This window comes from Pseudarthrobacter woesei, from assembly GCF_055412745.1.
The window spans coordinates 513,797-539,626 of the sequence record NZ_JBVAYU010000001.1 but is presented as its reverse complement, the minus strand read 5'-3'; the positions used below and the strand labels follow the sequence as shown (position 1 = coordinate 539,626).

Sequence of the window (25,830 nt, the reverse complement as noted above, 5' to 3'; positions counted from 1 at the left end):
CGCGATGTTGGTGATGAAGGTGGCGCCCGGAGCAGTGTTCCGGAAAATGGTCGCGCCTGTCATCGATCACAACGCACGCGGCCATGGGTTTGTGCCCGGGGCGCCCTGCGCCACGGACGGCGGCACTGTGCCCTGGCCAGTCCGGTTGAGTCGCCTCGCTACGGAAGCGGCGTCATGGTGGGGTCAAGGGTCGCCGCCGGTTCGGTGGCCGCGAGTTCGGCGGCAGCCGACGCGAGCGGATCCGGAATGGGCTCCCCTGCCGGCCCCGGCGGCGTCACCGTCTCCTCGGGCGCTGTTTCAGCGGGGAGGGTCACTGCCCGCGCAGTTTCTGGAGGTGCAGATTCTGGAGGTGCGGCTTCTTCTGGAGGCAGGGCCTCGGCTGCCGGGGGCGTATCCGGGGGCGTTTCGGCCGGTGCTGTCGCGGCCGGAGTGGTCGTGGCCGTCCGCGCAGGCGCGATGTCCGGCGTCGCCGTCGGCGTCGGCGTCGGGGTGGGCGTCGGCGTGGGTGTCGGGGTCACGGTCGGCGTCGGCGTCGGCGTCGGCGTCACGCTCGGGGTCGGCGTCGGGGTCGGGGTCTCGCTCGGGGTCGGGGTCGGGGTGGGTGTGGCGCTGGGACTGGATGTAACGCTGGGTGTCCTCGTCGCCGTGGTCGGTGGCTTCTTCGTCGGCGATAGCGAATCGGAGGCGGATGGCGACGATGTTGCCGTCGCCGTGATCTTGGCCTTCGGCGTGCCGGGCGTCGCGGGAATAGGCTTTTCCTGAACGCCGCCGGTTACTTCGTGCTTCAAGTCCTCGGAAACAGGGATGGCCCAGCCGAGGGTGACGTTGGTGGCCTTGTCGGCTTCCGGCGTGTAGCTGGTCATCGAAATGCTGCCGAGCTCGTCTACCTGCTTGATGGGCAGCAGCGTCCAGGCGTGCGGGTCCTTGTGCGAGCCGTTCAGGATGGTCTCGAAGTGCAGGTGGCAGCCCGTGGACGATCCCGTGGTTCCCACCCGGGCAATCACCTCACCCACACGCACAGAGTCGCCCTTCCTGACGGCGATCGCCTCAAGATGGTTGTAGGTGGTGATAAGTCCGTTCCCATGGTCGATTTCCACCCTGTTGCCGCCGCCCCAGGGGTGCCAGCCGACAGCCCGCACCACACCGGCGTCGGCCGCGTAGACGCGCGTGCCGCAGGGCGCGGCATAGTCCTGTCCCCAATGGAATTCCCCCGAGGACCCTGTCAGGGGACTGGTGCGCAGGCCAAAGGGGGACGATTCCTGCAGGCTCTCCAGCGGCGCCATGAGAGTTCCAGGTGCCGGGCGCTTCAGGCCGGCGGACGCTACATTGAGCTCGCCGCCGATGCCCTCTTTGGTGCTGGTCTCCACTGTGGACCGGCTGAAGGCCACGAGAGCGAGGGCGTCCGCGGTGAAGGCGGACGGAACCGCCTCTCCGGCCGGTGCGGCGGCCGGAACGCCCGGATCCAGCGCCCCGGGCCCCACGACGCCGGACGCCAGCGACGCGTTGGGCGCCATGTGGGCCGCGGTGCCTGCGAGCCCCTGGACCCCGAAGGTCAGGACCGCCAGGGACAGGCAAAAGCCGCCGGATAGGCAGCGCACGGCAATGGTCCGTGCCCTGACTGCGTGCTCACTCGATGAGGTTCCCCAGTGTTTTCCCACGATGTGACTCCTGCATTCTGTCCGCCAGACCCCAATCTTCGCGGACTCACCTTCCTATGGGAACACAGCCGGCTGTGTCTGTGAACCGTCAACACCACTCTTTTGCGGGGCCAATTCCGGGTCCGGGCGGGCATCCGTCCCGGCCCCAGTGGCGGGCCCAGTAGTCGGCGTCACCGAAGCAAGTGTTGGGCGCGGCGGAGCTGGGTAAGAATGGAGTATGCGCAACGTCCTCAGGGAATGGCAGGCAGAACTCAAACAAACGTTCACCGGGACCCGGGACGCAGTTCCGGAGTGGGTGCTCCTGCTCGCCGAGGGTGACGACGCCGGCTACCATCTGCCCGGTTCGGCTGTCTGGGCGGTGCACGGGGACATGCCAACGATCGTGGCGGGCATCCGGGCATTGCTGATGCAGGCACTCCACCCGGGTGCACTGGCCGGCGTGCGTGACCACTCCCGATTCCGCGAAGACCCTTTGGGGCGCCTGGCCGGGACGATCCGCTGGATTTTCACGGTGTCCTACGGCTCGACGGCCGCGGCCAGGGCTGCCTCCGACTGGGTGCTGCGCCTGCACGGAACGGTCCGCGGGGAATACGTGGACGGCCACGGCGCCGCCCGGAGTTATGCGGCAAACGACCCCGAACTGCTCCGGTGGGTCCACATTGCCTTCACCGATGCTTTCCTCTCCGCCCATAAACTCTGGGGCCGGCCCATCCCGGGCGGGCCGGACGCCTACGTGCGCGAGTGGGCCCAGGCCGCGAAGCTGATGGGCGTGGACGCAGCGCCGCTTAGCGAAGCGGAGATGCGGCGTCAGCTGGATCGCTGGTACGACGACGGCGAGCTGCGCTCCGATGAAAGGGTCGCCGAGACGGTCGCGTTCATCCGGAACCCACCACTGCATCCCGTGCTCAGGCCGGGCTACCGGGTGCTGTTTGCCGCTGCCGTGACCAGCCTCGAGCCCAAGTACCGCGAACTCCTGGGCCTCCGGACCGCACGGCTGGGTCCTGTCCCGCTGCCGGTGAGGCTGGCCACCACCGTGACGCTCGGCGTCGTACATGTTGCCCTGGGACGGGTAGGTCCGAGCGAGCAGGCCGCCCGGGATCGGCTGCGGCGGCTGGGGCATCTGGCCTGAGTCCTCGTGGACGAGCCCGGCTGCCGCCTGTCCGGACACGCAAAAAGGCCCCGGTCCGAGGGACCGGGGCCAAACGCGGAGAATGGGGGATTTGAACCCCCGAGGGCGTTAACCCAACACGCGTTCCAGGCGTGCGCCATAGGCCGCTAGGCGAATTCTCCAGTAGCTTCTGAATCAAAAGCAGATACTAGAATACCTGAACTTCCGGGCATCACCCAATTGGGCCACTAGCCCTCCCGCCATGGGACATGCCCAACCCTCGGCGCCAGCGATGGACATAGCCCCACTATGCCCACTCCCCGCCCCGAAAAATGGGCATGTCCCCCGGTGGGTAGCTGGGCTGCGGCGTCCGATTCGGGGCACACTCAAACGTCGGGTAAACTTGCTGACGGCCCCTCATGTGGCGTCATCCTGTTGAACTCCCCCAGGACCGGAAGGTAGCAAGGGTAAATGGGCTCTGGCGGGTGCATGGGGGGTCTTTTATGTCTGTGCCGATTGGTAGGGTTAAATCTGTGACTGTTACTACCGCTCTTTACCGTAGATACCGCCCCGATTCGTTCGCGGACGTTATCGGCCAGGAACACGTCACTGAGCCGCTGATGACGGCCCTGCGCAAGAACCGCGTCAATCACGCCTACCTCTTTTCCGGCCCGCGCGGCTGCGGAAAAACAACGTCCGCCCGCATCCTGGCCCGCTGCCTGAACTGCGCCGAGGGCCCCACGGACACCCCCTGCGGCAAGTGCCCGAGCTGCATAGAACTCGCCCGCGGCGGATCCGGCGCCCTCGATGTGATCGAGATCGACGCCGCCAGCCACGGCGGTGTGGACGACGCCCGCGACCTCCGCGAGCGGGCCACTTATGCCCCGGTCCGTGACCGCTACAAGATCTTCATCATTGACGAAGCGCACATGGTCACCTCGGCCGGCTTCAACGCCCTGCTCAAGATTGTCGAAGAGCCGCCGGAACACATCAAGTTCATCTTCGCCACCACGGAGCCGGACAAGGTCATCGGAACCATCCGTTCCCGCACGCACCACTACCCGTTCCGGCTGGTGCCGCCGGAGCCGCTCATGGCATACCTTGAGCTGCTTTGCACGCAGGAACACGTCCCCGTGGCGCCCGGCGTGCTCTCGCTCGTCATCCGCGCCGGCGGTGGTTCCGTCCGCGATTCGCTCTCTGTCCTGGACCAGCTCATGGCCGGCGCCGGACCGGCGGGCCTGGATTACGAACTCGCCGTCGCACTGCTGGGGTACACCCACGCCTCGCTGCTGGATGACGTGGTGGAGGCCGTGGCGGCCTCCGACGCCGCGACCGTTTTCCGCGCGGTGGACCGGGTCATCCAGACCGGCCATGACCCCCGCCGTTTCGTTGAGGACCTGCTCGAGCGTTTCCGCGACCTCATCATCGTCCAGGCCATGCCGGAGAGCGCCCAGTCGATCCTCCGCGGCATGCCGGCAGACCAGATCGCGCGCCTGCAGAACCAGGCCCACAACCTGGGCGCGGCCGAGCTGTCCCGCGCGGCGGACGTCACCAACACCGCCCTCACCGAGATGACCGGGGCCACCTCGCCGAGGCTGCACCTGGAGTTGCTGTGTGCCCGCATCCTGCTTCCCTCCTCCGAGCAGACCGAGCGCGGCATCGCCGCCCGGATCGATCGGGTGGAACGCCGCCTGAATTACGCCGGGAACGACGTCGGACATCCCGCACCCGCTGCTCCCGCGCCAACAAGTCCTGCTCCGGCGGCTGCCGCGCCGGGTCCTGCCGCACAGCCAGGACCCGCAACCACACCGCCTCCGGAGCCCACCTCGGCAGCTCCGGCTGCCACGGCGGCCGGGGCGCCAAGGGGGCGCGTCGAAACGGCTCCTGAACCAATCACGGCACCACGTGTCAGCACCGTCGACTGGCCAGTCGACGAACCCGCCGCAGCCCAGCGCGGCACGTCCGGCCTGGCGCCCGCAGGCCAGGCTCCCGCAGTCCAGGCTCCCGCCACCCGGGCTCCGGAAGTTCGGCCTTCCCCGCCGGCGCAGCCAGCGCCGGCCGGTCCCCCGCCGTCCGCGCCTGCCCAGCCCTCGGCCGGGCCCGGGGCGGACGTTGAAGTCCTCCGCCGCGCCTGGCCCGAGATCCTGCAGACGCTGACCAAGATCAAACGGAGCACCTGGGCGCTCGTTGAGCCCAATGCGCAGGTCGGCCACTTTGAAGACCATGTCCTGACGCTCACGTTCACTACCTCCGGTCTGGCGGGCGCCTTCGGACGGGCCGATCACTCCGAGAACCTGCGTCAGGCCATCCACAAGACCATCGGCATTGAGTGCCAGATCAACGCCGTCGCCGGCGGCACCAACAGCTCAGCGAGCTCTGAGCCAAACCCAAAAGCACCCGTTAGCCGGGACGCCCCGGTTACGTCCACCGAGGCTGACTGGGGCCTGATCCCCTCCGCTGAGCAGGACCCTGCCCAGGGGGCGGCGGTCCCGGAGTCCGCCCCCGCTGCGGCTTCCCCCGCGGCACGGGCCGCCCTCGCGCCGGCAGCCTCCGGGCAGGCACCGGCTTCGCCGTCATTGGCTACCGGGCCGCCGGATTCCCTCGACCCGACTCCGGCCGCCTTACTCGCGCAGGAATCCCCGGGCACTGTGGCGCCGGCACCTGCCCCGCAGCAGCCAGCTCAGCCCACCGACCCCCCGGGATCCCATGCCTACCCCGACGATGACTGGGGTCCGCCGCGGGATGAGGACGCTCCGCCGCTTGACGAGGAACCGCCCATGGACTGGGACCCCTCGGCCCCCGTCGCACCGCGGCCCGCCCGGCCGTCGCCTGCGGCTGCGCCTACTGCTGCTCCTGTTGCTGCTCCCGCCCGGAAGAAGGCTGCCGTCCCGGCCCCTGCCCGCAGCGGGGCCGCTGCCCGCGCGTCCACGGCCACGACTCCCGATCCGCAGGCGCCCGACACCGCCAGGGATCCGTGGGCACGCGCCGTTGAAGAGAATCCCGGAATCTGGTCGGTCGGTACGGACTCCAATGTCGGGCACTACCAGCCGGCAGAAGCCACCACCCCGGAGCGCACGCCCGAGCCGGAACCGCCCCACTACGAGCCCGCGGCAGCCCAGATCCCGCAGTACGCCGCGGCAGTGTCCGCTTCCGCCGTCTATGAGCCTGCCGTCTCCTCATCGAACGGTTGGGGAGACTCCGCACAGCTGGTCCAGATCGGTGCTGCCAGCTCTGTGGTCTCTCCCGGCGCGCCATCAATTGCCGCGCCCGCAGCACCAGCAGCCGCGGCACCCGCTGCCGTGCCTGAGCCAACCGCAACGGGCCGTCAAAGCCTGTACCAGCGGCTGTCCAACAGCCCAGAGGCGGAGGCTGGACGCGCCATCGCTCCGGCCCGCGCCGCGGCCGCCACCTATGTCCAGGACATTCCCAGCGCGGATGACCAAACCATCGAGGAATCGGGCGTTTTCGGACGTGCCGCCGTCGAGCGTATTCTGGGCGGAAAACTGGTCGAAGAGCGTTCCCTGGACGGAAGCCCGCTGCAGCCGCGCCTCTAGCCAGCCCGTCGGGCACTACGCCCGCAACCATCCCAAGCGAACGAGGACATTGTGTACGAAGGTGCAGTTCAAGAGCTGATTGACGAGCTCGGACGCCTGCCCGGAGTCGGGCCCAAATCAGCCCAGCGGCTGGCCTTCCACATCCTTGAGGCGGACCCGCAGGATATGAAGCGGCTCGCCGACGCCATCACCACAGTGAAGGAAAAGGTCAAGTTCTGCACGGTCTGCGGCAATGTCACCGAGCAGGAACTGTGCAACATCTGCCGCGACCCGCGCCGGGACCCGTCAATCATCTGCGTCGTCGAGGAATCCAAGGATGTCCTGGCGGTGGAGCGCACCCGCTCGTTCCGCGGCAGGTACCACGTGCTGGGCGGCGCGATTAACCCGATCGCCGGAATCGGCCCCGAACAGCTGCGGATCCGCGAGCTGCTCACCCGCCTCAACGACAGCGCCATCCAGGAAATCATCATCGCCACCGACCCCAACCTCGAGGGCGAAGCCACGGCCACCTACCTCGCGCGGATGCTCAAGTCGATCGGCATCGCCGTCACCCGGCTGGCGTCCGGCCTGCCCGTGGGCGGAGACCTGGAATATGCCGACGAGGTTACCCTTGGCCGCGCCTTCGAAGGCCGCCGCAACGCCCTGGGCTAGGCCACACGGGCTGGAACGCTTCCGCCGCGATCCGCACCGCCCGGCCGGTGTTGCGGTGATCGGCGACGGACGATCCTGTCACACCGCGGGGCCGCCGACGGGCGGCCGGATACCTCCGACGGCGCCAGCCTGGGCCATGTCCTTCATCCTGACCACCACGGGCAGGGTTTCGGCCGAGCAACTGCCGGTGCCCTGGCCGCCTGGCTGTTCTCCGGCGGCATTCGAAAGGTTTGCCAGCGCCTAACCGGCCGGCAGGCCCTCACCTCGGAGCAACTTCCCGCCGTCGGGCTGACGCATCCCCTCCGATCAGGAAAATCCCGGCCAGCACTCCCTGAACGACCAGACCGCTCAGGGCCAACGGGACCTGCAGACCGGGTTCGCCCAGCTGCTCGGCTTCAACACACGGGACATGCCAGCCTTCGGCAGCGGCCTGGAGTTCACCCGGCAACCAGCCGAGGGGGTCCGGCTGAGGAGATGCCTCGCCGGCCAGCAGGGCAAAGATAATCGCCGGGTTCGAACCCGCCAGCCAGAAGATCCGCTCGGTGTGGAACACCTCGGTAATCCCCGAGAACTCGGGCGAACATTCAAAGCGCACCACCCGGCCCAAGTCATCGCGCTCGATATTGATGGCCACCAGGGCCGGCTCGTACGCCCGCACCGCCGGGAGCAGCGCGACCACCGCCACCACGTTTCCCAGCAGCAGGAACGCCGTAACAGCGCAGGCGGCGGCGCGCGCGGGGCCGGGCCGGAACCAGGCAGCCGCGCCGGCACCGATGCCGCCGAACACCACGAAACCCATGACCATGACGGCGGCGGCAACAGCCGCTACTTCCACCGGCCCACCGGATGCGAAGGCCAGTACCTGCAGAAAAACGAAGGCCGCCACGGAGAACACGACGCCCAGTAACGACGCGGCGAACCAGTTGGGTAGCGGGCCACCGCCCCTGCCCGGCTCGTACCCCGGCTCCGAATCGGAGGGGCCAGGGGGCCTCCCGCGCAAACCGAGGCCCCACCTCACCCCCACCAACGCGGCCACCACGGTCAACGTTGCCGCGGTCAGAATGTACGCCCACCGGTAGGAATCGTCCTGGAAACCGCCGCCTGTGACCAGCACGATGACCAGCAGCATGCCCGCACCCCAAGACGCCAGCAATACCGCTAGCGACATCCGCCAGAACCTCACCATAAGCACGGCCCGCAGGCAGTCCAGTACGGCTGCCCGGAATGCGCGGGACGCGCGGCCGGCGGCCGGACGTGGCCCGCCGCCGTCCTGGTCGTTACCGCTTTGCCATTCCCCGGACCCGTGCAAGGAGTCCGGGGCAGTCCCGGCACCGATCAGCTCATATCCAACCTCGTCCTCGTCCACCGTTTGCGCCTCCAACCCCGTGGACATGCCCAGCACCAGCGCCCCCGGATGGACATACCGGCCATATGCCCAATCCTGATCCGCGCGGGAGGGCATGTCCAGAGGGAAGGAGCCAGTCTGCCATTCGGTCACAATTCAGCGGCGGAGCGCTCCCGGCGATAAACTGGGCTCAGAAGTTACGCCGTCGCGCCGTTTGGTTGCTTGGCCCAGAACCCCGATGATCCAGTGAGGGTGCGCGCATGAGTTTGCCCACTACCGAAGTCCAGCCCGGACCGCAGCCGCAGGAGCTGCCCGTCGCGGCGGCCGCCACCAAGCACCTTGTGGTGAAGAAGTTCGGCGGTTCCTCGGTCGCGGACGCGGAGGGCATTAAGCGCGTCGCCAGGCGCGTCGTGGATGCCCAAAAAGCCGGCGACGAAGTGGTCGTTGTGGTCTCCGCTATGGGCGACACCACCGATGAACTCCTCGACCTCGCCGCGCAGGTCACCGACTCGGCCCCGGCCCGGGAAATGGACATGCTCCTTTCCGCCGGAGAGCGTATTTCCATGGCCCTGCTGGCCATGGCCATCAACAAGTTCGGCGCCTCGGCCCAGTCCTTCACCGGTTCCCAGGCCGGCATGATCACCGACGGGATCCACGGCAAGGCCCGGATCATCGACGTCGACCCGCACCGCATCCGCACCGCCCTGGACAAGGGCCACATCGCGATTGTCGCCGGCTTCCAGGGCATGAGCCGCAACACCCACGAGGTCACCACGCTGGGCCGCGGCGGCTCGGACACAACGGCGGTGGCTTTGGCCGCCGCCCTCGACGCCGACGTGTGCGAGATCTACACCGACGTGGACGGGATCTACACCGCCGATCCGCGCGTCGTAGCCTCCGCCCGCAAGATCGACAAGATCTCCAGCGAGGAAATGCTGGAACTCGCGGCGTCCGGAGCGAAGATCCTGCACCTGCGCTGCGTCGAGTACGCACGCCGCTTCGGGATACCGCTGCATGTCCGTTCCTCATTCAGCCCGAACGAAGGCACCTGGGTTCTGCCCAGCGCCGACGATAAGATCACCACCCAAGAGGGAGTTGCCTTGGAGCAGCCAATCATCTCCGGCGTTGCACACGACCGTTCCGAAGCCAAGGTCACGGTCGTCGGTGTTCCGGATATCCCGGGCAAGGCTGCAGCGATCTTCCAGGTCATTGCGGATGCGCACTCGAACATCGACATGATCGTCCAGAACGTCTCCACCCACGGCACCGGCAAGACCGATATCTCCTTCACCCTGCCAATCGTCGAGGGTGCCGAAGCCCTGGCCGCCCTCCATGCCGCCCAAGACCGGATCGGCTTCGAGAGCATCGAATACAACGAGAAGATCGGCAAACTGTCCCTGATCGGCGCCGGAATGCGCTCCCACCCGGGCGTCTCGGCACGCTTCTTCGCGGCGCTTTCCACCGCTGGGATCAACATCAATATGATCTCCACCTCGGAGATCCGCATCTCCGTCGTTACGCACGCGGATGTGCTGGACGACGCCGTGCGCGCCATCCACAAGGCCTTCGATTTGGACAGCGATGACCAGGCAACGGTCTACGGCGGCACCGGCCGCTAATCCCCAGCAGTTAACTGGCGAAGGGAGCGGCACTCGCCGCTCCCTTCGCCGTTCCAGCGGTGATCAGACCTCTTCTTTCCAGAGATCTTCCCTGCGCACAGCGTAGTGATGCCCGCTCGAGTCGGCTTCAACCTCGAACGATGACAGTTCTTCTTCCGAAGCATGCTCGAAGTCATCGTGCCGGTGAATAACGGGCGCCTTGGTGTCGCCCCGGGCCGCGGGCCCAAACAGGAGCCTCGACTTGTCGGTCATCCTCATAAAGCCGCTGATGGTATGTGCCACAATCCCCACCCCCTCTCCTGCCTTCAGGTTAAGCGGGACCAATGCGGCCCGCTGTGCATGATGACCAACGAGCCGGTGTCCCTATTTTACGCCCGACGGCGGGAAAAGGCTTGGGCTTGCGGGCGCACTATCGGACTGGAAGGGAGCGGATGGGCGCGCATTTGCTGCCTAGCGCAGGGATTTGTCCCCGGGGTTCCGGGGGACGACGTAGGTGCTGCCGTCGGGCCGGTGCAGGGTCTCCCACTGCTGGGTCTCGGCCTGGCGCTGCGCCAGCAGCTGCCTGTTCTGCTCCGTCATCTCGTGGCCGAGGGCGCTGCGGTTGGCCGGGCCGAAGATCATCCGGAGCTTGCCGGTTGCCCGCATGAACCTCTGGGAGGCGTTTTCCTTTGCCATCGCTATCCACTCCTAAGAACAAGATGTTGCCCCAAGTGTACGCTAATGATTAGCACACTAACTATCTGAGGAGGCCCCCTGTGACGGATGTGACCGAAGGAACCCACGACGATCTCCTGCTCGAACACCAACTCTGCTTCGCCCTCACAGTGGCGTCCCGGAGCGTGGTCGGCGCGTACAAACCCGTACTGGACGAACTCGGCCTGACCCACCCGCAGTACCTCGTAATGCTGTGCCTCTGGGAATCCAGCCCCCGCTCCGTGCGCGACATCAGCGAGGCCCTGGCCCAGGAACCGGCGACCATCTCGCCGCTGCTGCGCCGGCTCGAGACGGCCGGCTTGATCACCCGCCAGCGGATGGAGGGCAACGAACGCGCCCTGGCCGTGCGCCTGACTCCGCGCGGGGCCGCGCTCCGGCAGCGGGCGACGGCGGTCCCCGGCACCATGATGGACCGGCTCGGCCTGACCCGGGAACAAGTCGGACAGTTGCACGCGTCCATGATGGACCTGATTGCAGCCACGAAGGCCGCCGCCGAAGTCGCTCCCTGGCGGTAGACTGGGCGAAACAGAGGAGGACTGCTGATGCGAAAGAAACTGGGCCACGCGGCGCTCGTTCTGATGGCGGCAGCCGGATTGGCCGCCTGCACGCCAGGCGGCGGGACCACGCCGTCGCCCAGCCCGTCAAGTACGTCCGGCAGCCCCGCCCCGACGAGTACGGGCTCCAGCGCCTCTTCCTCCGCAACCACGTCGCCGGACACCGAGACGACCGCCCCGGCGCCCTCCCCGTCCGCCGTACCGGTGACGTCCGGCCCGGGCCAGGGCAACGCCGAACTGGCCATCATGGTCAAGCCCTCCGAGACCGGCGCCGCCGCCAATTTCACGCTCGTCTGCCAGAACGGCGCACCCGCGTCCGAAAGCCAGCACCCCAATGCCGCCGCAGCGTGCACCGCACTGAAGAACAACGCGGCGCTGCTCGGCCCCGCCCCGCGGGCGAAGGACCAGGCCTGCACACAGCAGTATGGCGGCCCGCAACAGGCAACCGTCACCGGCGTCGTGGACGGTACGCCGGTTGAGGCGAGCTTCAGCCTGAGAGACGGCTGCGAAATCGCCGCCTGGGATGCGGCCAAGGACGTCCTGGGCTCCACCGGCGGAGCTGTCTAAGCTGCAGCACCTCCCGCAGGACGATTGGCTCCCCCGCCAGTCCGCCTACCAACAACGCGTCCGGCGCTACGCGGATCCCTACCTTGCCCGCAGGTCGGCCGGCCACAAGCACCCGGTGGAGGACTTCCTCTTCACCTACTACACCCAGAAGCCCGGTCAGCTGCTGCGCTGGCACCCGGGCGCCGGCGTCCTGCTCTCCGGCCCTGCCGCTGCCGAGCGGGCCGGCTGGAAGTATTACCGCGCTCCCGACGACGGCGAACTCGCCGCCGCGGGGCTGCCAACGGGCACAGCGGCCGTGACCGTCGACGTCGAAGCGTTCGTGCGGGACCGCCGGGACGCGCTGCAGTTCGCCGGGATCATCCTCGCCGGGACCGCCGCGCGGCCGGCCCAGTTCGGCTGCTTCGGGCTGCACGAATGGGCCATGGTCTACCGGCAGGACAAGTTCGAGCTGCGCCACGAGTACCTGCGGCTGCGGCTTGGCTCGGAACGCACGGATCAGGTGGTCGAGGAGAACCGGATCCGCTGCTCGCACTTCGACGCGTTCCGGTTCTACACACCGGACGCCGTGCCGCTGAACAGCCTGGCGCCGAGCCGGGAGAACCAGCGGGCCATGGAACAGCCGGGCTGCCTGCACGCCAACATGGACCTGTACAAGTGGGCCTACAAACTTGCGCCGCTGCTCCCCAGCGAGCTGGTGATGGACTGCTTTGAACTCTCGTGGCGGATCCGGGCCATGGACATGCAGGCCTCGCCCTATGACCTGAACGAATGGGGTTATCCGGCCATCAGGATCGAGACGCCGGACGGCAAGGCCGAGTACGTTGAATACCAACGGGCCTTCGCTGCCGAATCGCAGGAGCTGCGGGTGCGGCTGCTGCGGGAACTCGCCCCGCTGCTGACGTCAATGAGCCACCACCGGCCCCCGCCGCACGCCCTCGACAGCACGGAAGGACAGCAATGACAGCTCCCCGCAACCCGCACACCCGGCACGACATCGACCTCACCGTTCGGCTGACGGAGGCCCCGGGAGCCCCCGAATACGTGTTCCGGCTGAAGGCCACCGACGGGGCCCTCGCCGAAGGGTGCACCCTTCCCGATTCCGCCGCAGCCCTCGATGCCGTGCGGCAGCATGGCGAGGACATCTTCTTCCCTGCGCCCGGGCCGCCGAAGATGTGCACGCAGCAGTACGGCGGCCCGCAGGTGGCCGTCGTGACCGGCCGGTTCCAGGGGCGCGAAGTACACAGCGAATTCAGCCGCACGGACGGCTGCGAGATCGCCCGCTGGCGGGCGATGATGCCGCTGCTCGGCGGGATTGCGGGATCCACCGGCGCAATTTAGGACTGCGCCCGGCTGGACCGCGGGAGTCAACCCTGGCGCACCAAAAAAGACAGCGACGGCCGGCGGTGGAAACCGCCGGCCGTCGCCGTTTTCAGGACGCGGAAGTCCGCCTAGACGGCGTTGTTGGAGCGCTCAAGCTCCTCGTTCTGGATCTTGCCCGTCTCCGTCTTCACCTTCTTGCCCTTGTCTTTTTTGTCTTTCTTGTCCTTGCCGTCGTGGCTGGTGTCCCCGCCATCGCCCGGACCCACATTGCTGTCCTGGTCCTCGGACGTCGGCGGCACCACCACGGTGCCGGCCGGGGTCACCAGCACGCTGACGAACGTCGGCTCACTGGCCCCGGTGAAGGTCACGCGGCCGATGTAGGAACCAACGGCGAGGCCCTTCCAGTTCAGGGTGACCTTGCCGGCGGTGCCGTTGGCGAGCCGCAGCGGGTTGGGCGTCAGTGTTGCGTTGCCGGCGTTGGAGCCCAGGACGGCCGCATCCATGCTTGCCTTGGTGGCCTGCCCGGTCAGGTTGGCGTACAGGTTCGCGAAGATCAGGTACCGCCCCGGTGCCGGGTTGGGGATGGAGAGCGACTCGCTCGCCGACGAGGTTGCGACCTGGATCAGCTGGTTCGCCGGATTCACCACCCACATGTCGAAGTCGGCGTTCGGGTCCGCGGAGAAGACCGAGAACTTGGCCAGCTGGACGCCGGCCCCGACCTGGACCTCCTTGACGGCGTTCGAGGGGTTGTTGGCCCCGAGAACGGCGTCGCCCGGAACCAGTTCGATGGCAGTGGAGTCCGCCTTGGACAGGCCGTCCAGGGTCATCTTGATCGGGTTGTTGGTGCCGGAGACGAGCTTGATGTCACCGGCACCGGTGCCGCCCTCGGAGGTGAAGGCAACATCCGGGGCCGTCACGACCGACTGCGGCCGGACCGCGATCGGGGACGCGACATTCTTGTTGGCGCCCTGCCAGGTCAGCGAACCCATCGCGAACTTGCCCAGGGCTGCACTCTGGTTTTCGAAGGACACCTTGAAGGTCTTCTTCTCGCCGGCCGCACCGAAGGTCAGAATGGACGGGGTCACGGTGACCTTGACGCCGGGGAGGTCGGTCTTGACCCGGTAGGTGCCCGGGGTCAGCGCCGTCAATGTGCGGGTGACTTCGATCTTGCCCGTCAGGTTTCCCAGCGCGAAGGACGGCACATTCATGTCACGGGACTTGGTGGTAGCCAGTCCCGGCATGCCCAGGTCGATGCCGGTGCCCTGGATGAATGCCAGGTAATCATCGCCGGCCGCATCGTAGACCAGGCCCGGATCCAGCACGCGGGCCGGGTCCACCTGGCCTGCGCCGGTGGCGAGGACATCCTTGTCCTTGCTGCCGTTCGCGAGTTTGACCTCACTGGCCGTGGTCATCATGGCGGACTTCACGGCGGCGGGAGACCATTGCGGGTTCTTGCCCAGGATCAGTGCGCCGAAGCCGGCCACGTGCGGGGCTGCCATGGAGGTACCGGACAGGAAGCCGAAGTTGTCCCCGCCGGTACCGATCGGCGACACGCCGGCCAGGACGGCAACACCGGGAGCAGCAACATCGGGCTTCAACAGGTCAGATCCGGCCGCCAGCAGCGGACCGCGGGAAGAGAATCCGGCGATCTGGGGCTGTGCCTCGGCGGCCAGACCGGTGGTGTCCTTGTTGACCAGCGAGACCGTGATGGCCGGGTTGGCGGTCACCTTGGCTTTGATGGCCTCCGTGGCCGGCGGGTTCACGTGGACGCTCGGCACGGCATGCTTGTCCGCATCCAGCGAGGAGCTGGTGAGGTTCACCAGGATCATGCCCACACCGCCGCCGCGCTTGACTTCAGTGCTCTTGGCGACGCGGTCAACAACGCCGCGGTCACAGACCACCACCTTGCCGGCAACCTTGGCTGGGTCCAGGCTGCCGGGAGCGCAGAGGGCAGCGTTCGCGTTTCCGGCCGTGGCGGCCGCACTGGTGGCTAGCACAACGCCGGCGTTGGCGACCTGGCGGTTCATGATGCTGGCACCGCGGTACTTTGTGCCGTCCGAAAACTCGACGGTGCCCTGGAGCTCCTGGGAGAAGCTGCTGGCGGCAACCGTGGTGACCCACGGGGCACCGTGGTTGACGGTGCTTGCCGTCGGGCCCGAGTTGCCGGCCGAGACGGCGACGAAGATGCCGGCCGAAGCGGCCGACAGGAACGCCATGGACACCGGATCCGTGGTGGTGGTGGTGGACCCGGAGATGGAGTAATTCAGGACGTCGACGCCGTCCTGGATGGCCTGGTCAATGGCCGCAACAGAGGCGGAGCTGTAGCAGCCGCCCGAGTTGGGGTTCGTGTCCTCCCAGCAGACTTTGTAGATGGAGAGCTTGGCGGCCGGGGCGATCCCGCTGGTCAGGCCGAAGCTGCGGCCGTCAACAAACGTTTCAACATTGGCGTTTCCGGCGGCGGTGCTGGCCGTGTGCGTGCCGTGGCTGGCGACGTCGATCGGGGAGATCTGTTCCTGCGGCGCAGGGGTCGCGTAGGCCAGGAAGTCATCGGCGAAGTAGTGCGCGGCGAGGACCTTCGAGTTGCAGGCAGAGCCATCGAAGTCCGCGCCCGTACCCGTGCCCTTCTGGCATTCTCCAACGAAGGTGTCGCCGTCGGATTTGAGCATCGCGATCGTGCCGTCAGCGGTGCGGTACGGGACGCCGACGACAGGATTGCCGACGAGGGGCTGGACCTGCTCTCCTGCGAAGAAGGCGCTTCCGGGGGTGTAGCCGGTGTCGATGACGCCGACAACGACCCCCTTGCCCGCTCCGGCCTGGCCGCCGAATTTCGTGTTCCAGGTGCCGTTGGCGCCGCTGAGTTTGAGGAAGTCGGTGCTGGAGTAGTCCGGTGCGTTTTCCGTATCGGGGGCGACCACCAGGACGCCGGGATTCTTGGCAAGCTTTATGGCCTGGTCCGACGTCAGGTTTGCGCTGAAGCCGTTGACCGCTGAGGTGAACTGGCGCTTGATCCGGACGTCCTGCTGGCCGGCAACCTCGGCCTGCTTCTGCTCGAGGTGCGCCTCGTACTGCTGGACTTCAGGCTTCTTGGTGTCCAGCTTCTTGCCCGATTCCGGCTTGGTTGCCGCCAGGCCGGCCGTTCCGCCGTCGTACGTGGCCGACGGCTTCTCGGCCAGAACGACGATGTAGCGGCCGTCCTTGTAGCTGTTTGGATCCAGATTTTTCGGCGCCAGAGTCTTCTGCGCAACTCCGGCGACGGACGGAACCTGTGCGGGGGCCGCAGTGGCGGGCGCGATGGCGACTGTTGACAAGAGAACCGGCAAGCCCAGGGTCAGTGCCGCGGCCCTCCGGAGTCCCCCGCTTCGAAGGAAGCTCATTCCTGGTGATTTCACGTGTGTTTGAACCTTTCATAAGGAACGGTCCCAGCGTCGTTGCCGGGGTCAATTGACGGGCGGGGCGGTAAGAGCGGTGGCTCGCACTGCACCGACGGACACCAGCCGATTCATACAGTACAGACTGAGAGCCAGATATGACATAGAACACAAAGGGTAATTTGGAATTTGTCACACAATTCGACAGACCACTCTGGGGGGCACCCGGGTAGGCAGGAATTCCGCCGGGTTGAGCCCGCCCTCAGGTTGCCGTACTGCTATTGCCGCGGGGTCCTGACCACTTCGCTGATCCAGGCGCGGGTCTTCTCATCGAGAGGTCCGGCGACATTGCTTTCCCGGGCCGCACGGTCCGCCTTGATCTTCTGCAGGATCATCCGGCCAAGGCCCGCAAAGACAGCGGCAGCGACGACGGGCAACAGCACGGACTTCGATTTCTCAGACATGGGCACATCCTACTGACCGTGCACCGGCGAGACCATAGCCCGCGTCGGCCCTCAAAGCGTGAGACGGTTCCCGCGAACCCGGCCGTTTTGCCGGTGCGGTTCACACTCACCGGGCGGAATGCGGCGGGACGCACCGCGCCCGGTAGAATGGGCTTGCAAGCTCGCGGAGCGCCCTTTCATGCTGTCCTCACCACACAGCGGACCGGCGTGAGACGGCATCACTCCGCTGCGCCCTTACCCAATGCTCACGCACAGGAGTTGCCGGATGCCCCGGATCGTTGTCGACGTCATGCCCAAGCCCGAGATTCTCGACCCGCAGGGGAAGGCCATCGTGGGTGCACTCCCCCGGCTGGGCTTCACCGCGTTTAGCTCTGTCCGCCAGGGCAAGCGTTTTGAACTCACGGTCGACGGCGAGGTGACCGAGGAGATCCTGGCCCAGGCCCGGAACGCAGCCGAGACCCTGCTGTCCAACCCGGTCATCGAGGACGTCGTCAACGTCGAGGTCGTCGAGGCCTGAGATGACTGAACTCCCCCTGATCGGCGAGGCTATCGCCGTCGCGGCCAACCCGAGCCTCGCCGGTGCCCGGATCGGCATCATCACGTTCCCCGGCACACTGGATGACCGCGACGCCGCCCGGGCGGTCCGTCTGGCCGGCGCCACCCCGGTGGCGCTCTGGCACGCCGACACCACCCTCGGTGACGTCGACGCCGTCGTGATCCCCGGCGGTTTCTCCTACGGCGACTACCTCCGCGCCGGCGCCATTGCCAGGTTCGCCCCGCTCATGGCCAGGATCATCGACGCCGCCAACTCGGACGCCTTGCTGCCTGTCCTGGGCATTTGCAACGGTTTCCAGATCCTCACCGAATCGCATCTGCTGCCCGGCTCGATGATCAAGAACGATCATCTGAAGTTCCTGTGCCGCGATCAGGTCCTGCGCGTGGAGAACAACGCCACCGCCTGGACCGGGGACTACGCCGTCGGCCAGGAAATCACCGTGCCGCTGAAGAACCAGGACGGCCAGTACATCGCGGATGAGAAGACCCTGGATGCCCTGGAAGCGGAGGGCCGCGTGGTGTTCCGCTACGTCGGCTGGAACCCGAACGGCTCCCGCCGCGACATCGCCGGTATCTCCAACGCCGCGGGCAACGTGGTGGGCCTCATGCCGCACCCGGAGCACGCCGTGGAGGCAGGTTTCGGCCCCGAAATCGGGTCCGGCACCGAGGGCCTCGGCTTCTTCACCTCTGTACTGAACAAGATCGTGGGAGACAACAAATGACGGAGACGTCGCGCCCCATCGGCACCCTAACCTCGCAAGCTCGGCCAGGGAACCCTGCCGACGTGGACCCCGGCCCCACGGCCGGAACCGCCACCGAGACCAAGAAGTTTAACATCGACACCGTCGAGAACGCGGCCGGGACCCCGGACACCGAACTGCCTTGGGCCGAACTGGGCCTGAAGCAGAACGAGTTCGACGAAGTGGTCAAGGTCCTGGGCCGGCGCCCCACCGGCGCCGAGCTCGCCATGTACTCCGTGATGTGGAGCGAGCACTGCTCGTACAAGTCCTCCAAGAACCACCTGCGCCAGTTCGGCGAAAAGGTCACCGAGGAGATGAAGAAGGACATGCTCGTGGGCATCGGCGAAAACGCCGGTGTCACCAACCTGGGCGACGGCTGGGCCGTGACGTTTAAGATCGAGTCCCACAACTCCCCGTCGTTCGTGGAGCCCTACCAGGGTGCCGCGACCGGCATCGGCGGGATCGTCCGCGACATCATTTCCATGGGCGCCCGCCCGGTGGCCGTCATGGACCCGCTGCGCTTCGGCGCGATCGACCACCCGGACACGGCCCGCGTGATGCACGGCGCCGTTGCCGGCATCGGCGGTTACGGGAACTCGCTGGGCCTGCCGAATATCGGCGGCGAAATGGTCTTCGACTCCGTGTACCAGGGCAACCCGCTGGTCAACGCGCTGGCCGTCGGCGTGATGCGGCACGAGGACATCCGCCTCGCCAACGCCTCCGGCAAGGGCAACAAGGTGGTGCTCTTCGGCGCCCGCACCGGCGGCGACGGCATCGGCGGCGCCTCCGTGCTGGCCTCGGAGTCCTTCGACGACACCAAACCGTCCAAGCGCCCCGCCGTCCAGGTGGGCGACCCCTTCGCCGAGAAGGTCCTGATCGAATGCTGCCTCGAGCTGTTCAAGGGTTCCCTGGTGGAGGGCATCCAGGACCTCGGCGCCGCAGGCATCTCCTGCGCCACGTCCGAACTCGCCTCCAACGGCGACGGCGGCATGGAAGTCGAGCTGACCTCCGTCCTGCTGCGCGACCCGACCCTGACCCCGGGCGAAATCCTGATGTCCGAGTCGCAGGAACGCATGATGGCCGTGGTCACCCCGGAGAACGCCGCCGCGTTCGAAGCGGTCATGGACAAGTGGGCCGTGGAGTACTCCTGGCTGGGCGAGGTGACCGACACCGGCCGCCTCATCATCACGTGGGCAGGCGACGTGATTGTCGACGTCGACCCGCGCACCGTGGCACACGACGGCCCGGTCTACGACCGCCCGTTTGCCCGCCCCGGGTGGCAGGACACCGTGCAGGCCGACGCCTTCACCGGGTCCGTGCAGGATGCCGGCCGCCCTGCCGCCCCCGCGGACCTGGCCGCCGCCATCACCGAACTCGTCGCTTCACCCAACATGTGCAGCAAGGCCTGGATCACCAAGCAGTACGACCGGTACGTCGGCGGCAACACCGCCATGGCGTTCCCGGACGACGCCGGCGTGGTCCGGGTGGACGAGGAAACCGGCCTCGGCGTGGCCCTCGCCACCGACGCCAACGGCCGCTACACCTACCTTGATCCGTACCACGGTGCCCAGCTGGCACTGGCCGAGGCGTACCGCAATGTCGCCACCTCCGGCGCCGTGCCGATGGCCGTCAGCGACTGCCTGAACTTCGGCTCCCCCGAGGACCCCGACGTCATGTGGCAGCTGGCCGAGGCCATCCGGGGCCTCTCCGACGCCTGCATGGTACTGGGTATCCCGGTCACCGGCGGCAACGTCTCGCTGTACAACCAGACCGGCAGTGTCCCCATCCACCCCTCCCCCGTGGTGGCCGTGCTCGGCAAGTTCGACGACGTCGCCCGCCGCACGCCGTCGGGCTGGCGCGAGGACGGCCAGGCCATCTACCTGCTCGGCACGACGGCGGCGGAACTGGACGGTTCGGAATGGTCCAACATGCGCGGGCACCTGGGCGGGCTGCCGCCCAAGGTTGACCTCGCCGGAGAGCGCGAACTGGGGCAGATCCTGATCAACGCCTCCCGCGACGGAATGGTGGACTCCGCGCACGACCTCTCCGAAGGCGGCCTCGCGGCAGCCCTCGTGGAGTCCTCGCTGCGCTACGGCGTGGGCGCCCGGATCGCGCTCCAGGACGTCCTGGACCGCGACGGGGTGGACCTGTTCACGGCGCTGTTCTCCGAATCCCAGGGCCGCGCGGTCGTCGGCGTGCCCCGCTCGGAAGAAATCCGCTTCACGGACATGTGCACCGCCCGCGGCTTCGCGCACCTCCGGATCGGCGTCGTCGATGCCGAGGGCGGCACGCTGGAGATCACCGGCGTCGAGACCATGAACCTCGACTCGCTCCGCGAAGCCCACGAGGCCACCCTGCCGAAGTACTTCGGGTAGCCTCACCGTCAAGTAGCAACGCGGGGTCACTTACCGCCCATAAATCCCTCTGGGATGGGCGGTAAGTGACCCCGCGTTGCTGTTCAGTCGTCGCCGCGCAGTTCGCGCCGGCGGGCGCTGAGCAGCTCGAGCTCCGGGCGCGCCGCCACGAAGCGTTCGACGGCGGCGAGGACTTCCACGAGGTGCGCCCGGTCCGCCGCGACCAGCCCGACGCCGATGACGGTGCGCCGGTACTGGTCCTGCCTTTCCGCCTCGGTCACGGAGACGTCGAAGCGGCGTTTGAGTTGGGCAAGCAGTGGCCGCACCACGGATCGCTTCTCCTTCAGCGTATGAACGTCGCCGAGGAGGAGGTCGAATTCAATCCAGCCGATCCACATGACTTTTTCTTCCTATGCGATGGCGAGTTCGCCCATCCGGTCCCAGCCCGCGCCGTCGAACTGGCGGCTGATGATGCGGGGAGTCTCCAGCAGGGCCTGCGGCATGTCCGCCATGGCCTTCTTGAAGTGTGCGCTGTTCACGTGGTCCCCTGCGGCGTCGTCCTTGAAAGCCTCGACGAGAACGAATTCGTCGGGATCCTCGACGCTGCGGGACCAATCGAACCAAAGGTTCCCCGGTTCCTGCCGGGTAGCCTGGGTGAAGTCCTCCACGAGGCCGAGCCAGCGCTCCGACCAGTCGGACTTGACCTTGAATTTAACAACAATGAAGATCATGGGAAGGGCCTCTCATTCGGATTTCCGGAGGTTCCATTCTTGCAACAGGACAACGCGGGGTCACATCCGGCCCATTGCGGGGGCATTTAAGGGCCGTAAGTGACCCCGCGTTGAAGTTGAAGGGGCGGGATCAGCAGGCCGCGATAGCCTCCCGTGCCAGTTCCTGCTGCCGGGGCGTGCCCACCCGTTCCGCCCATTGCCCGGCAAGCTGGAACTCCACCATCGCCTCGGTGCACCGGCCGGCGTCATGCAGGGTCCAGCCCAGGTTGTTGTGCAGCGCCACAAGCCAGCATTTGGTCCGTTCGTCGTGGACTGTAGAGGCATACTCGAGCGCGCTCCGGGTCCAGGTGTCGGCGTGGGCGGAGTCGGCGACGGCCAGCATATGCAGCGCATCCACGGCCAGGAATTCCTCGCCCAGGTGGTCTGCGAGTTCGGCGGCCTGTTCAAACAGCGGCACGGCCATTTGTGCGTGGCCGCCGGAGTTCAGTACCCGGCCGCGTTCCAGCAGCACCCGGACGGCAACCGTGGGCTCGTCGCCGTCGATCGAGTCCAGCAGGGCGTCGGCTTCCTCGAACCGGCCCTGAAGCCCGATGGCCCGGCCCAACTGGGTGCTAAGCTCGGCCCGTTCGTCGGCGTCGAAGGCCATATCGGCCCGCGCGGCCCGGAAACGCGTTTCCGAAAGCCCGGGGTTGTCGACGTCCCACAGCCGGTCGAGGGTCTGTTGATCCAGCATCTGCCAACTCCTGCTCAGCTCACTCCGGCGGCCAGTTCCTGTGCACTCCTAATGTAGCGGGAAGTGATGCGCCCCCGCGCCCGCCGCGTCAGGGCGCCGCCGGCCGCGTAGAACCAATTGGACGGAACACCGAAAGCCGTAATCTTGATCGTCACCAAGCCTTTGCCATTGATGTCAATCTCGAACGCTTCCTCGCCGCGGACCGGATGCCCCGGGAGGGTTCCGTAGCCGAAGCCCGCGGACTGAGGCCCGCCGCCAGGCATCGGCCGGCGGACCCATACGACCTCGCAGGGCGCATTGATTCGGAACGGTCCGACGCCGAAGCCACTCACCACACGCGCCCCGGGGGCCACGATGCCGGAATCCGTGCGGACCCGCAGCCCTGCCCGCTTCTGGAGCTGCCAGGTGAGCATCCCCTGGACAACGCGCCGGTACGTCGCCAGGCCCTCGCCGACGTGGGCCTGGGTCACCAGGCAATCGACGCCCGACGGCGGCGGGCCGTACTGCGTGGAGCCGATTCCCTCGTAGTCCAGCTCACCGGCGGCAATCCGCGGCCCGTTCAAGGCCGCACCGTCGGGGCGGACCCCTGCGCCAGCCTGGCCCAGCCGAGCCCTTCCTGCTGGCGCCGGCTTAGGCTGGCGACGACGAGGTCATAGGAGTCCTCCACCATGTCGCACACCATCGAATCGGGCAGCGAACCGTCCAGCCGAACGCCGTTCCAGTGGGTCTTGTTCAGGTGCCAGGCTCCGGTGATTTCAGGGTGCGCGGCGCGCAACTGTTCTGCCAGCGCCGGCTCGCACTTCAGGCTCACGGCGAAATCATCCTCGTCCATGGCGGAAAGCGCGAACATCTTGGCTTCGTAGCGGGCACCGGACACCGCCGCCCGCACTTTGAACACGGACGTCTCGGGTCCGAACGGAAAGTCCTCGAAGGTGCCCGGGAAGGCGAGACAGAATCTCCGGAGTGCAGCTACATCCATGGTTCGAGCCTACTTCCAACGACCGACATTGTGGCCCGCCGGGTGGCGCGGCTCAGACGACGCCGAGGAAATCCTCGAGCAGCACCACTTCAAGACCGGCGGCCAGCTGGGCGGCACGGAAGGCCGCCAGGTCGGCGGCGAATTCGGTCCGGAAGTGCATCAGGACTATGTCTCCCGGGCGCAGCACGTTGCCATACTGGTAGTCCATGCAGCCGGCGTTGGCTTTGGCCTCCCACGTGACGATCGCCTTCATCCCGGCGGACGCGACCGCCTGCCGCATGGCGTTGGAGTAGGCGCCTCCGGGCGGCCGGAACAGCGTGGGGCGCCGTCCGTACTGCTGCTGGGCATAGTCCTGCATGCCGGTAATTTCCGCAAGCTGCCGGTGGTAGTCGAGCTGGCTGGCCATGTTTACGTTGTGGCTCACCGTGTGGTTTTCCACCAGGCTTCCCTGCGCCGCGAACTGCTTGAAGAAGGCCGGATCGGCCTGCACGAAGTTCCGGGCGAGGAAGATCGACGCCGGGTAGTCATGTTCGGTCATGAGGCGCACCATTTCCGGGGTTCTGGTCGCGCCGTCGTCGATGGTGAGGAACACAACGGGGTGTTGCGTATCGATCTTCGTGATCACGGGCGCGAGGCCGTCCTGCGCCGGCGGCAGCTTGAATTCGGGGATAAAGCTCCGCCGGATGCGTTTGCTGCCGGGACGCCGGAGCGCTGCGGGGGCCGCCGAAACCGTCGAAAACTCGGCCTTGAGGTGCCTGGCAGCCAGCGCAGAGGGCAGCGGCCGCCCGGTCCGTGCGGCACCGCTGGACGCGGGTCCCGGCGTCGTGCCGTCCGGGGCAGCACAGGCCCCCAAGGCCGTCACAAGGGACGCACCGAGGATTCCCAGCGCCGCCCGGCGTCCCGGGTTCGCGGGAAACGCGGGCGGGCGGTCTTCACACATGGGTGGTCCTGGCTCGAAAGTGGGGTGTCAGCAGAAGACTAACAGAGCAAAAAGGCGGCCCGGGACGGAGGCTTCACAGATGTGGCCTACAGACCGAAACGCCGTGCATCCTGCGCGGGGCAGGCGTTCATGATGACGTCCAGTCCGGCGGCCTTGGCGCGCGCCGCCGCCGCTTCATCGATGACGCCCAACTGCAGCCAGACGGCTTTGGCGCCGGCGGCGATCGCCTGGTCCACGACTGCCCCCACCCGCTGCGAATTCACGAAACAGTCGACGACGTCGATGGGCCGCTTCCCGGCCGGGATCTCGGCCAGGGACGCGTACCCGGTTTCGCCATGAACGGGATCGGCGGGAAGGTTCACCGGGATGATTTCCATGCCGAGCCGGTCCCGGATGAACAGGGAGGTGTCATAGGCGGCGCGCCATTGGTTGGTGCTGAGGCCGACGACAGCCCAGCGGCCCCTGGTGCGCAAAAGCCGTTCGAGGACTGCCTGATCATTGACGTGGGCCATGAGCACAGCCTAACCGCCGCACGCGCGCCTCGCAGGGCGCGCAGCCGGCCGCCGCGCCCGCGCCTCGCAAGGCGCACAGCACTCTCCGCTGCCGCGGCCCGAACAAATGACTGATCGACAGGCCCGCGACCCGTAGCCACCGAATATTACGCGACAAATCGCGGGAATTTGGGAAAAAGCTCCGGTTCCGTTTTAGTGGAAAGTGACCATCCCGAGCGGCCGAGAGACCTGGATCGATGAAGCCGCAGCAACCCTGGTCGCCGGAATTTCCCCTGGACTCCGGCGATAGCAAGGCAAGAGCCACGGGAACGGCCGGACCGACCACCCGGCAAGGCTCTTTCCGTAGGGTGCTACTGCCAGGACCGATGGAGTGCCCCTATGACTGCTGTTCTGTCCCCTTCCGCGGTTGGGACGTCCCCGGACGCCCCCGCCGGAGCATCCGCCCGCACCTCCGCCCTTTCGGTGTCCTTCCGCGGCCTTCGCCGCACCTTCGGCACAGGCTCCGAAGCCCACACCGTCCTCCGGGACGTGGACTTCGAGGTCCGCTCCGGTGAGGTCCTGGCCATCCTCGGCACCTCCGGCTGCGGCAAGTCCACTCTGCTCCGCGCCACCGCAGGGCTCGATTCCCCCAGCTCAGGCAGCGTCGACATCGACGGCACCCCTGTCCGGGGCATTGACTCCCGCTGCGCCTTCGCCTTCCAGGAACCACGGCTGCTGCCATGGCACACCCTGCAAGCCAACATAGCGATTGGCCTTCCCACCGGAATCAGCGCCAAGGACGGCAAAGCCAAGGTCGCCCGGCTGCTGGAACTCGTGGGGCTCACTGATTTCGCCAAGCACCGTCCCCGCGAAGTTTCCGGCGGCATGGCCCAGCGCGCCTCGCTGGCCCGCGCCCTCGCCCGGAACCCCGGCGTCCTGCTGCTCGATGAGCCGTTCGGTGCGCTCGATGCCCTGACCCGGATCAAGATGCAGGACCTGTTGCTCGACATCCACCGCGCCGAGCCGACCACGGTGCTGCTGGTGACACACGACGTCGACGAAGCCCTCCAGCTTGCCGACCGCATCATTATCCTCGGCCAGGAAACACGCACCGGCGGCACCATCACAGGCGACGATGCCGCCGGCGCCGACGACGGCACTGGGCCGGGCGCCACGATTGTGCGCACCGTCCTGGTGCCCGGCGAGCGGCCCCGGGACCGCGGTTGCGTGGAACTGGCCCGAATGCGGGCCTCGCTCCTGGCCGGCCTCGGCGTCGCCGGCCATTAACCGCAGCTCAGCGTTCCCCGGCATTCCCATGCCGTGCCGGCGCCCCGGTGCCGCCCGCACCACCCCGCACCACCCCGCCCCATCCTGTCTTCCATTCA

Annotated in this window: 25 protein-coding genes, 1 tRNA gene and 1 other RNA gene; 13 read left to right on the top strand and 14 right to left on the bottom strand. The window is 67.4% G+C overall.

The genetic code is table 11. From position 1 onward, the window contains the following. Window positions 1–158: 158 nt before the first annotated feature. A complete protein-coding gene (locus ACZYZE_RS02615; RefSeq protein WP_463906056.1) occupies window positions 159–1,658 on the bottom strand; it encodes a M23 family metallopeptidase in 1,500 nt (499 codons plus the stop codon). A 217-nt stretch (window positions 1,659–1,875) separates the two neighbouring features. Here ACZYZE_RS02615 and ACZYZE_RS02610 point away from each other — a divergent pair, with 217 nt between their 5' ends. Beyond that, window positions 1,876–2,787 carry an oxygenase MpaB family protein gene (locus ACZYZE_RS02610; protein WP_463906055.1) on the top strand — a complete coding sequence of 304 codons (912 nt, stop codon included), beginning with the start codon at window positions 1,876–1,878 and terminating at the stop codon, window positions 2,785–2,787. A 76-nt stretch (window positions 2,788–2,863) separates the two neighbouring features. On the opposite strand, the gene ACZYZE_RS02605 is transcribed toward ACZYZE_RS02610, so the two are convergent. Continuing rightward, window positions 2,864–2,948: transfer RNA gene (locus tag ACZYZE_RS02605), tRNA-Ser, on the bottom strand. 226 nt (window positions 2,949–3,174) lie between these two features. On the opposite strand from ACZYZE_RS02605, the gene ffs reads away from it, so the two are divergent. The 3 genes from ffs to recR all read left to right on the top strand — a co-directional run bounded on the left by ffs (window position 3,175) and on the right by recR (window position 6,971). Beyond that, window positions 3,175–3,271: signal recognition particle sRNA small type (ffs, locus tag ACZYZE_RS02600), an RNA gene on the top strand. Window positions 3,272–3,299: 28 nt separating this feature from the next. Further along, window positions 3,300–6,320 (top strand): DNA polymerase III subunit gamma and tau, encoded by a 3,021-nt coding sequence (locus tag ACZYZE_RS02595; protein ID WP_463906053.1) that lies wholly within the window; start codon window positions 3,300–3,302, stop codon window positions 6,318–6,320. Window positions 6,321–6,371: 51 nt separating this feature from the next. Then, a complete protein-coding gene (gene recR / locus ACZYZE_RS02590) occupies window positions 6,372–6,971 on the top strand; it encodes a recombination mediator RecR (RefSeq protein ID WP_459319639.1) in 600 nt (199 codons plus the stop codon). Between the two features lie 259 nt (window positions 6,972–7,230). Here the strand turns inward: recR and ACZYZE_RS02585 are convergent, their stop codons facing one another. After that, entirely contained in the window at window positions 7,231–8,364 is a 1,134-nt protein-coding gene (locus ACZYZE_RS02585; protein WP_463906051.1) for a hypothetical protein, read from the bottom strand. 212 nt (window positions 8,365–8,576) lie between these two features. On the opposite strand from ACZYZE_RS02585, the gene ACZYZE_RS02580 reads away from it, so the two are divergent. Continuing rightward, window positions 8,577–9,935, top strand: a complete 1,359-nt coding sequence (locus ACZYZE_RS02580) for an aspartate kinase (RefSeq protein WP_463906050.1) — start codon at window positions 8,577–8,579, stop codon at window positions 9,933–9,935. A gap of 63 nt (window positions 9,936–9,998) precedes the next feature. Here ACZYZE_RS02580 and ACZYZE_RS02575 read toward each other — a convergent pair whose 3' ends face one another. Then, window positions 9,999–10,217 carry a hypothetical protein gene (locus ACZYZE_RS02575; protein ID WP_459319636.1) on the bottom strand — a complete coding sequence of 73 codons (219 nt, stop codon included), beginning with the start codon at window positions 10,215–10,217 and terminating at the stop codon, window positions 9,999–10,001. A gap of 168 nt (window positions 10,218–10,385) precedes the next feature. Then, on the bottom strand, window positions 10,386–10,610 hold the full coding sequence (locus ACZYZE_RS02570; protein ID WP_459319635.1) for a hypothetical protein: 225 nt from the start codon (window positions 10,608–10,610) through the stop codon (window positions 10,386–10,388). A gap of 80 nt (window positions 10,611–10,690) precedes the next feature. Here ACZYZE_RS02570 and ACZYZE_RS02565 point away from each other — a divergent pair, with 80 nt between their 5' ends. Genes ACZYZE_RS02565 through ACZYZE_RS02550 form a run of 4 tightly spaced genes read left to right on the top strand, consistent with a single transcriptional unit; the run spans window position 10,691 to window position 13,108 of the window. After that, window positions 10,691–11,164 (top strand): MarR family winged helix-turn-helix transcriptional regulator, encoded by a 474-nt coding sequence (locus tag ACZYZE_RS02565; protein WP_463906048.1) that lies wholly within the window; start codon window positions 10,691–10,693, stop codon window positions 11,162–11,164. A 27-nt stretch (window positions 11,165–11,191) separates the two neighbouring features. Continuing rightward, on the top strand, window positions 11,192–11,770 hold the full coding sequence (locus tag ACZYZE_RS02560) for an SSI family serine proteinase inhibitor (RefSeq protein WP_463906047.1): 579 nt from the start codon (window positions 11,192–11,194) through the stop codon (window positions 11,768–11,770). After that, window positions 11,727–12,731 (top strand): 3-methyladenine DNA glycosylase, encoded by a 1,005-nt coding sequence (locus ACZYZE_RS02555; protein WP_463906046.1) that lies wholly within the window; start codon window positions 11,727–11,729, stop codon window positions 12,729–12,731. The genes ACZYZE_RS02560 and ACZYZE_RS02555 overlap by 44 nt, the downstream gene beginning before the upstream one ends. Next, a complete protein-coding gene (locus ACZYZE_RS02550; protein ID WP_459319631.1) occupies window positions 12,728–13,108 on the top strand; it encodes a serine protease inhibitor in 381 nt (126 codons plus the stop codon). Before ACZYZE_RS02555 ends, ACZYZE_RS02550 begins: the two co-directional genes overlap by 4 nt. A gap of 110 nt (window positions 13,109–13,218) precedes the next feature. Here ACZYZE_RS02550 and ACZYZE_RS02545 read toward each other — a convergent pair whose 3' ends face one another. Continuing rightward, window positions 13,219–16,464: a S8 family serine peptidase gene (locus ACZYZE_RS02545; RefSeq protein WP_459319630.1), complete on the bottom strand. Its 3,246-nt coding sequence runs from the start codon at window positions 16,462–16,464 to the stop codon at window positions 13,219–13,221. Between the two features lie 272 nt (window positions 16,465–16,736). Next, complete coding sequence (locus ACZYZE_RS02540) at window positions 16,737–16,922, bottom strand: hypothetical protein (protein WP_459319629.1); 186 nt, start codon at window positions 16,920–16,922, stop codon at window positions 16,737–16,739. Between the two features lie 265 nt (window positions 16,923–17,187). Between ACZYZE_RS02540 and purS the strand changes: the two genes are divergently transcribed. From purS to purL, 3 genes are read left to right on the top strand one after another with little or no spacing between them, the layout of a single operon-like run. Beyond that, the gene (gene purS, locus ACZYZE_RS02535; RefSeq protein ID WP_011690410.1) at window positions 17,188–17,439 is read left to right on the top strand and encodes a phosphoribosylformylglycinamidine synthase subunit PurS; all 252 of its coding nucleotides are present in this window, start codon (window positions 17,188–17,190) and stop codon (window positions 17,437–17,439) included. A 1-nt stretch (window position 17,440) separates the two neighbouring features. Next, a complete protein-coding gene (gene purQ / locus ACZYZE_RS02530; RefSeq protein WP_459319627.1) occupies window positions 17,441–18,199 on the top strand; it encodes a phosphoribosylformylglycinamidine synthase subunit PurQ in 759 nt (252 codons plus the stop codon). After that, the gene (gene purL / locus ACZYZE_RS02525) at window positions 18,196–20,592 is read left to right on the top strand and encodes a phosphoribosylformylglycinamidine synthase subunit PurL (protein WP_463906044.1); all 2,397 of its coding nucleotides are present in this window, start codon (window positions 18,196–18,198) and stop codon (window positions 20,590–20,592) included. Before purQ ends, purL begins: the two co-directional genes overlap by 4 nt. An 83-nt stretch (window positions 20,593–20,675) precedes the next feature. Here the strand turns inward: purL and ACZYZE_RS02520 are convergent, their stop codons facing one another. The 7 genes from ACZYZE_RS02520 to ACZYZE_RS02490 all read right to left on the bottom strand — a co-directional run bounded on the left by ACZYZE_RS02520 (window position 20,676) and on the right by ACZYZE_RS02490 (window position 24,466). Further along, window positions 20,676–20,969 (bottom strand): DUF503 domain-containing protein, encoded by a 294-nt coding sequence (locus ACZYZE_RS02520; protein ID WP_459319625.1) that lies wholly within the window; start codon window positions 20,967–20,969, stop codon window positions 20,676–20,678. Window positions 20,970–20,981: 12 nt separating this feature from the next. Next, window positions 20,982–21,302 (bottom strand): putative quinol monooxygenase, encoded by a 321-nt coding sequence (locus ACZYZE_RS02515; RefSeq protein WP_459319624.1) that lies wholly within the window; start codon window positions 21,300–21,302, stop codon window positions 20,982–20,984. A 130-nt stretch (window positions 21,303–21,432) separates the two neighbouring features. Continuing rightward, window positions 21,433–22,035 carry a hypothetical protein gene (locus ACZYZE_RS02510; protein ID WP_463906042.1) on the bottom strand — a complete coding sequence of 201 codons (603 nt, stop codon included), beginning with the start codon at window positions 22,033–22,035 and terminating at the stop codon, window positions 21,433–21,435. 14 nt (window positions 22,036–22,049) lie between these two features. Next, window positions 22,050–22,598 (bottom strand): DUF1990 domain-containing protein, encoded by a 549-nt coding sequence (locus ACZYZE_RS02505; RefSeq protein ID WP_463906041.1) that lies wholly within the window; start codon window positions 22,596–22,598, stop codon window positions 22,050–22,052. Then, a complete protein-coding gene (locus ACZYZE_RS02500) occupies window positions 22,595–23,014 on the bottom strand; it encodes an MmcQ/YjbR family DNA-binding protein (RefSeq protein WP_459319621.1) in 420 nt (139 codons plus the stop codon). Before ACZYZE_RS02500 ends, ACZYZE_RS02505 begins: the two co-directional genes overlap by 4 nt. 52 nt (window positions 23,015–23,066) lie before the next feature. Continuing rightward, window positions 23,067–23,954, bottom strand: a complete 888-nt coding sequence (locus ACZYZE_RS02495) for a polysaccharide deacetylase family protein (protein ID WP_463906040.1) — start codon at window positions 23,952–23,954, stop codon at window positions 23,067–23,069. An 86-nt stretch (window positions 23,955–24,040) separates the two neighbouring features. Then, the gene (locus ACZYZE_RS02490) at window positions 24,041–24,466 is read right to left on the bottom strand and encodes a CoA-binding protein (RefSeq protein WP_459319619.1); all 426 of its coding nucleotides are present in this window, start codon (window positions 24,464–24,466) and stop codon (window positions 24,041–24,043) included. Between the two features lie 378 nt (window positions 24,467–24,844). Between ACZYZE_RS02490 and ACZYZE_RS02485 the strand changes: the two genes are divergently transcribed. Continuing rightward, a complete protein-coding gene (locus ACZYZE_RS02485; RefSeq protein WP_463906039.1) occupies window positions 24,845–25,732 on the top strand; it encodes an ABC transporter ATP-binding protein in 888 nt (295 codons plus the stop codon). Window positions 25,733–25,830 lie beyond the last annotated feature (98 nt).